At 45.8% G+C, this 6,048-nt stretch carries 3 protein-coding genes; 1 reads left to right on the forward strand and 2 read right to left on the reverse strand.

Features of this window, described 5'->3' with window-relative positions; translation table 11 throughout:
- Positions 1–370: 370 nt before the first annotated feature.
- Positions 371–1,111, forward strand: coding sequence for a nuclear transport factor 2 family protein (locus tag BM202_RS34295; RefSeq protein ID WP_093834768.1), 741 nt, complete (start codon positions 371–373; stop codon positions 1,109–1,111).
- Between the two features lie 100 nt (positions 1,112–1,211).
- Here BM202_RS34295 and BM202_RS34300 read toward each other — a convergent pair whose 3' ends face one another.
- A complete protein-coding gene (locus BM202_RS34300) occupies positions 1,212–4,307 on the reverse strand; it encodes an AAA family ATPase (RefSeq protein WP_093834770.1) in 3,096 nt (1,031 codons plus the stop codon).
- Positions 4,304–5,530, reverse strand: a complete 1,227-nt coding sequence (locus tag BM202_RS34305; RefSeq protein WP_093834772.1) for a metallophosphoesterase family protein — start codon at positions 5,528–5,530, stop codon at positions 4,304–4,306. The genes BM202_RS34300 and BM202_RS34305 overlap by 4 nt, the downstream gene beginning before the upstream one ends.
- Positions 5,531–6,048 lie beyond the last annotated feature (518 nt).

Raw genomic sequence — 6,048 nt, forward strand, 5'->3', positions numbered from 1 at the left:
ACAGCCAAGAATGAAGAATGTAGCCGGTTTTTTCATCGGAATGATTTGGGTTGTTTATCGGGTAAAAGTAAAAAAGCTATACCATTTCTAAATCGGTTTCAAGATTTGTTAACTTTACCACCCTGATACGTATCATCACATACCGCAGACCTTAACCAGACACTCCACCTTAGGCAGGTAGGACGTTTCTGTGTTGCTGATCATCTCAGCATTTGGCTCATCACATTCTCGCGATGAGTTTCAGGTCATTTTTCCATTTAAATTTTTGTATCGATGAAATTTCATCATGGGCTCGCTATACGTAGCAGTTGCCCTGATACTGTCGTGTTCCAGAACGACTAATCCATTAATTTCTAATAAAAAGAATCTCATGAAACAGGAAGATATAAATAAATCAATTGTCCGGGATTTCTATCGGCGGGCCGTAAGTCAGGGCGATATCGCTTTTGCTGAGGAAATAGTAGCCGACGATTATATCCAGCATAGTTCGGCGGTGAAACCTGGTAAAGCGGGCCTTCTGGAAGCTCTCCATTATATGAAACAGATGCCGAAACCAGCCACTACGTCAACGCCCTTCATGCGCTTACTAGCCGAAGGTGACTACGTCGTGACGAACATGAGTTTTGGTTGGGATGGCAAGCAGAAAGTTGTGGTCGACATCTTCCGGTTCCGGGCTGGACAAGTAGTAGAACATTGGGATGCCCTTCAGGATCAGCCCGAAACGACGCTAAACGGCCATGCCATGATGGATGGCGATGTAGCGCCTGGCGATGCTGATTTGGCCGTCAGTAATAAGGCAGTTGTGAAAGATTTTTATCAGCGGGTTTTCGTCAATAAGCAACTCGAAGCAATGTCCGATTTCGTAGCTCCTGATCTGATTCAGCACTGTCCAGAAATCAGTAACGGCCTAATTGGACTGAAGGATTACTTAGCTTATAAATCGGACAGTATGTCTATTGAAAAGATAGACCTGCTTATTGGCGAAGGCAATTTTGTTGTCGTTCAATCGGAAGGGAAGCTAAATCAGAAGAACACTACGTTCTATGACGTTTTTCGCTTGACCGACGGAAAAATCGTGGAGCATTGGGGCGTAAAGCAGATTAGTCTGTAGTCCTTCTGTCATTCCGCCCAAGGAGGAATTTTCGCGAACAGAAGGGAAAAGCCCCAGCCGAAGATTCCTCCTTGGGCGGAATGACAAAAATTAATAGTATTTACATGTCCCAGCTCCGTGTAATCCGGCTGCCGTTTTCGGATGCTTCCGCCCGAATATAAACATCCACTTCCTGCTGAAGCTCTTCAACGTGCGAGATAATACCCACAACCCGGTTTTCGGAACGTAGTGCTTTCAGCGTTTTGAACACCGTTTGCAACGAATCTTTATCCAGCGTGCCGAAACCTTCATCCAGGAAAAATAGATTCTGTTTAGCTTTTGTCAGATGCTGAATATTGTCTGATAAGGCCAGCGCCAGCGACAAAGCTGCCTGGAAGGTCTGGCCGCCCGATAAGGTTTTCACACTTCGGACTTCGCCCCCGTTGAGGTAATCGCGTACCAGAAAATTATTTTTATCGTCTAATTCCAGCTTCAATTGATTGTTTGTGAGCTTGAAAAAACGCTCATTGGCCGACTCACATAGGTTTTTTAGATAGACCGACGAAACATAATTAACAAAGCCCTGCGCCCGGAACATCTCGTCCATTTTCTTCAAATCCTGCCGCCGGAGATCAAGTTCGTCGTGTCGTTGCTGGTGTTTCTGCTTTTCTGCCCATTGTTGCTCCAGCGTAGTCAGCACGTTTCCGGCCTTGCCGAGGTCTTTGTTTAACGCGTCTTTCTGTTCACGCAGGATTTTGAGCTGGTCCTGAATAGCGGTCAGTGCGGCCTGGTCAAATGGTTGGTTAGCCAGTTCAGTTTCCAGATCAATTACTAACTTCCGGAAGCCGATCAACTTATCATCGTATTCTTTTACGCGTTGTCTTTCCTGTTCTACATTCAGCGCACTACGTAGTATTTGGTCGACCTGTTCCCGAATCAGGCCGTTGTCGGTTAGGTTTTGGCCTATCGTCTGCTGTAACGTAGTGATATCGTTGGTAACGCCAGTCGCCTGTTTCGCCAGTTGCAGGATTTGCTCCTGCAAAGCAGCCTGCTCTTTTTCGGCATCACCCTGACGTTTATCCGCATCATCAAAATCTATTTTTGTTTGTTCGTACCGTTGCGTTAATGAATCGCGCAAATCGTTAATCTGACTCAAACTCAACTGTTCTACATCCGGTAATTTGTAATGTTCGAGCGAGGCTATTTGTAATTGGAGTTGGCCCGCCAATCCGGCAATATCATTTCCCGTGCTATTGAGCGTGTCGGTATGTTTGCTAAGAATAGCCTCTACTTCGTCGAGTTGTCTGTTCAACTCCCGAACGGCTTTCTGTGCATCCTGAAGCTGTTTCTGAATTATACTTTCCTTCCGGATGGCTTCGGTCACGTCGCCTTCCTGGTCAATGGAAAATTCCGGCCAACTGAACTGATCTTCGTGCGTGGTAAGTTGTTGGATAATGTCACCCCGTTCGTTCGTCAGCCGTTTCCCGTTGTCCAATACGTTCCGCAGATCGGCTTCTAACCCTTTAATGGTCAGGCGGAGGGTTGTCATATCGTCAATACGTTGCCTGACTTTTTTGAGCGATTCTTCACTCTTCGCTACGTCTGGTGAGGCCGTTTCTGTGCTGTGTTTGGCGGGGTGATGGATTGAACCACACAAGGGGCAGGGGGCGCCATCGGTCAGACTTTTGGCAAAACGTAGTAATTCTTGTTTTACAAGTGTTTGCTGATGAGCCAGTTCGCGCTCTTCCTGAATTGTCTTTAATTTATCAATGGCCTGATCGATCTGATCGGGTAGGGTTTTGAGTGTCAAATTTGCCCATTCAGATGGAAATCCGATTAATGATTCGTCTTTTCGCTGCTTAAGTTGACTGACTTTTGCATCATACGAATCGATCTGCTCCTGAAGCGTATCCGCCTGTTTTTTTAGCGGCTTGTACACCCCAAACCAGTTCTGTACCTTATACAACCGTTCCAGATTCGACTCCTGCCCAACTTGGTCATCAATGCTAGTCTGGTGCTTTTTTCGGTCGTCCTTAAGTTGGTCGATTTGGGTTTTCTGACGGGTAATCTGAGATTCCAGAACAAGCCGATTCTTCGTCAAGCGTTCAATTGAATCCTGCAACGTCCTGATTTGCTGAACGGTATCTAACTCGTCAATCTGCTTCTGTATGGCTCCTCGATTTTCGTAAGCCGTCTTTGCTGCCGTGTAAGCTGTTTGAAGCGACGGCAGCAGTTGCTTCAAACCGTCCAGCTGATTATGCGCTTTCTGGACGGAACTTGCCAGCTCAGCCTGCCGATTCTGTAATGTTTTTATAGTTGAAAAATCAGCCTGGAACAGCAAACGGCACTGCTCGTAGAGCGTTATATCCCGCTGAATCTTCCGAAACGTAGGTTCCTGGGATAACCACTGATCCAGTTCACTACGCGCCCATACCAGCGAATCGTTCTGTTTTTGCAGATGCAATAATTGTTGTTCACCCGGCTCAAGCTGCTCTATTTGATCGGCGGTTTCGGCCACTACGTTCTGAATGGAGGCAATGGCTGTTTTTGCTTGTTCAATGGCATCGGGCGTTATGTTCTCCAGCGGAGAAAGCAGCCCGCGCAGTTCGGCCAGTTGATCATTATTGGCTGTACTTAATTTCTTAACCCGCCCGGCCAAATCATACTGATCCAGTTTGAATAACTGGTTCATCATCTTGGTCCGGTCAGTTGGACTGAGTTCTAGAAACTCCCTAAACTGATTCTGCGGAATAATGATCGTTCGCTTGAAGTTAGGGTAGTCCAACCCTAGTATTTGCTTCGATAAGGTTGCTACGTCCTCTTTTTCATTCCCGATGGGTTTCCAGTCGTTGCCTTCCCGAACAAACATCCGTCGTTCACCCGGATTTATTTCATGGTGTTTTTTTGGATGTCGCTTAGCTTCATAAACGAATTTATACAACTGCTGCTCGGGACCAGCCTGAAATTCGAAGTCAATAATCAGATGCTTCGATTTCAAATTCATCATGTTATACTGGCGATTATCACGACTGTTCAATCGCTCTGTTTCACCGTATAAGGCAAAGCTAATAGCCTCCAATAAAGAGGTCTTTCCGCTGCCAACCTTACCGAAGATGCCAAATACACTCGACGCAATTAGCTGTTTGAAATCAATTTCCTGTAATGCCTGGTCTTGGTACGAATAAAGACCTTGAATCGATAATTTAATGGGGATCATTCAGCTTCAGTCGCTAAAACCTCTTTGAACAAGTGTAGAAGCCGCTCATTTGGCTCCTGACCTTTGTTCTCATTCTTAAAATAACTTGTAAACAACGTTTCTATGCTTTGCGTAAGATCAATAGCTTGTATAGGTTCCTGCTCTGCTTCTTCCACTTCCCGCACATCAGGAATGATAGTCACCAGCGACTCATGGGCTTGCTGAAGTTGCCTACGTTCTTCACTTGTCAGATACGTTGGCGTTTGCAGTGTTATTTCAGCGTAGCAATTCGGATTCTGTGTCAACCAGTCAACGGCTTCATCCACACGTTTGAAGCGGGGACGTAACAAACGCTTGCCAACTGTCAGCGAAATGGGGGTAACCGTCACTGCCTGGTTGGGTTCGGCGTCAATCAGGACCACATATTTCTGCTGATCTGCTTCTGCGAAACTATAGGCCAACGGACTGCTGCTATATATAACAGGACAGGGGCCGCCATTCATTTCCTGATACCGATGCAAATGACCCAGCGCTACATATTGAATTTGTGGAGGAATCATGTCGGTATACACCATCGACGCACCACCAATCTGCAGAATGCTGCGTTCATCATCCGACTCTTCGGGCTGCTCTCCGCCCCGTTTCATCACGAATAAGTGCGCTACCAACAAATTGATGCCGTGATTATCCATATACGTATCGGCCAGCGTAGCCCAATGACCTTTCAGACTCTGACGTAGTTCATCATCAAGGCTAGTCATACCAAAATAAGACCGCATCCGGTTCTCATTGGCGTAAGGTGTCAGGATAATACGAACCGGTGCTTCGTGCCTGGGTAACTTCAACTCAATAAATCCCGGCGCCGACTGAAGTAATTTTGCTTCGCAACTGAGTTCATATGCGTGCACCTCTGTCTTTGGAAAACCTGCGAAGATAATCCCACACTCCCGACCAAAATGGTCCTGTGCTTCAATACGATCTGGATTGTCATGGTTACCCGCAATAGCTATTACCGTCCTGCGACCGTTCGCTGTCAACTTTTTGAGCGTACTATATAATAGATCCTCCGCTTGTGGGTCGGGATTAAATGTATCAAATAAATCGCCTGCCACCAGAACAAGATCCACATCTTCACGATCGGCGAGTTGCACGATCTCATCTAATACGTCTCGCTGCTCTTGTAGCCGTTGGAAATCCTGTAGCCGTTTTCCCAAGTGCCAATCGGCAGTATGTAAAATTTTCATTGCAGGGTAATTGTACCGTATAGACTGATACAAAAGGAAGATGCAATATAATTCATATGGCCCGTATATAGGTCATTTAGCCGTTTTTGGTAGGCTTCAGATCACTTTTAAACGTGTTTAAGAAAAAAGTTTAGCTTTTAAGCAGCTGTAAGTGTCTGATTGGCGGGCAGTTGCCAAATATTATTTGGTAACTGCCTGTTTATTTTTCGCCAAGGCCTTGACAAAGGCGTTTCAGCCCCCTACCTTTGCAGTCCCAAATCAGGGAAAACGGTTGACAAACCGGGCCCAACAGCCCTGTCCACCAACCGGCAAGCGTAGCCAACAGACAGATAGGGAAAATTTATTTTCTGTTTTACTTGACAAGCTAAAATAAGTCAGCTACCTTTGCACTCCCAAACAATGAGGGTGATTAAGAAACAGAGAGTAAATCACTGGCAATCAATCAATTACACGAGAACGATTGAAAGTAAAGCATAAAAAATATTTTCAATTTTACTTGACAAGTGGGAAATAAGGTG

Source organism: Spirosoma endophyticum (assembly GCF_900112365.1).
Taxonomy (GTDB): domain Bacteria; phylum Bacteroidota; class Bacteroidia; order Cytophagales; family Spirosomataceae; genus Spirosoma; species Spirosoma endophyticum.